Annotated in this window: 1 protein-coding gene; it reads left to right on the top strand. The window is 67.3% G+C overall.

Going from position 1 to position 1595, the window contains the following annotated elements; genetic code table 11:
* Positions 1 to 1595 (top strand): double-strand break repair protein AddB (gene addB / locus A3728_RS11635; protein ID WP_067923746.1); only part of this gene is annotated, 1595 nt, incomplete at both ends.

Below are 1595 nucleotides of genomic sequence, written 5' to 3'. Positions count from 1 at the left end.
GTTTTTTGCAGATCGCCGATGCCTACCTTCGCGCCGAAGACACCCTGCCCGACAGCGAAGCGAGGCAGCGCCAGCTTGTCGAACGGATCATTGCCCATTGGCGGGAAGCGCCCCCCGCCCATCCCGTCATCCTCGCCGGATCGACCGGCTCCCGCGGGACCACGGCACTGCTGATGGAGGCGATCGCGCGTTTGCCGCAGGGCGCGGTGGTGCTGCCCGGTTTCGATTTCGAGATGCCGACCGCGATCTGGAACGCGCTGGATGACCAGCTTTTGTCACAGGATCATCCGCAATACCGCTTTCATCACCTGATCCGGCAGTTGCAACTGCCCAGCGCGGCGGTCCGCCGATGGGCCGGGACCAAGCCGCCCAGTACCGCACGCAATGCGCTGGTTTCGCTGTCGCTGCGCCCGGCCCCCGTCACCCACGCCTGGCTGACAGAGGGGCCGAAATTGAAAGATATCGCCGGTGCGACGCGGGATCTCACCCTGATCGAGGCGGATACCCCCCGCAAAGAGGCGCTCGCCATCGCTTTGCGACTGCGCAAGGCGGTGGACGAAGGAAAGACGGCAGCGCTCATCACGCCTGACAGGATGCTGACACGGCAGGTCACCTCGGCGCTGGATCGGTGGGACATCCTGCCGGATGACAGCGCCGGTACGCCGCTGCAGCTTTCGCCCCCGGGGCGGTTCCTGCGCCATGTCGCAGCCCTGCTGGCAGAGCCATTGGATGCCGAGGGCCTGCTGACGCTGCTCAAGCACCCGTTGACCCACAGCGGGGCGGATCGCGGCTATCACCAGTTGCACACCCAGCGGCTGGAAATGGCGATCCGTCGCACGGGCCTGCCCTACCCCGACGCCGCCGGTCTGCACGGCGTGGCGGAAACCGCGGCGGAAGGTCTGGAGGACCCTGTTTCTTTCACGCGCTGGGCGGACTGGGTGGCAGCCACCCTGACCGGACGGAAGACCCAGGGGGAACGACCGCTCACCGAATGGGTGGCGCTCCACCTCGATCTGGCCAGCCGCCTCGCTGCAGGGCAGGACGGGCCGGAGGCGGGCGAGCTGTGGCAGAAGAAGGCCGGACAGAAAGCGCTGGGCTGCATGACGAACCTGCAGGAACAAGCGATCCACGGCGGAATGATGGGGCCGGGCGATTACGCCGATCTGCTGGGCGCCCTGCTGTCGCAGGAAGAGGTTCGGGACAGGGACGCGCCACGCAGTGACGTGATGATCTGGGGCACGCTCGAAGCGCGCGTACAGGGGGCCGATCTGGTCATTCTCGGCGGGCTGAACGATGGTGTCTGGCCCGAAGCCCCGGCACCGGACCCGTGGCTGAACCGCCAGATGCGGCTCGACGCGGGTTTGCTTTTGCCGGAACGGCGGATCGGGCTTTCCGCGCATGACTATCAACAGGCCATCGCCGCGCCCGAGGTTGTGCTCAGCCGGTCCCTGCGGTCGGACGAAGCGGAAACCGTCCCCTCGCGCTGGCTGAACCGGCTCGGTAACCTGTTGCAGGGTCTTCCCGAACAGGGCGGTAAAGCCGCGTGGGAAGACATGCGCGTCCGGGGCAACCGGTGGCTCGCGCAGGTCGAAGCG

The sequence above is a fragment of the Sulfitobacter sp. HI0040 genome (assembly GCF_001634885.1).
GTDB lineage: Bacteria > Pseudomonadota > Alphaproteobacteria > Rhodobacterales > Rhodobacteraceae > Sulfitobacter.
This window is presented reverse-complemented; position numbering and strand designations above follow the sequence as displayed.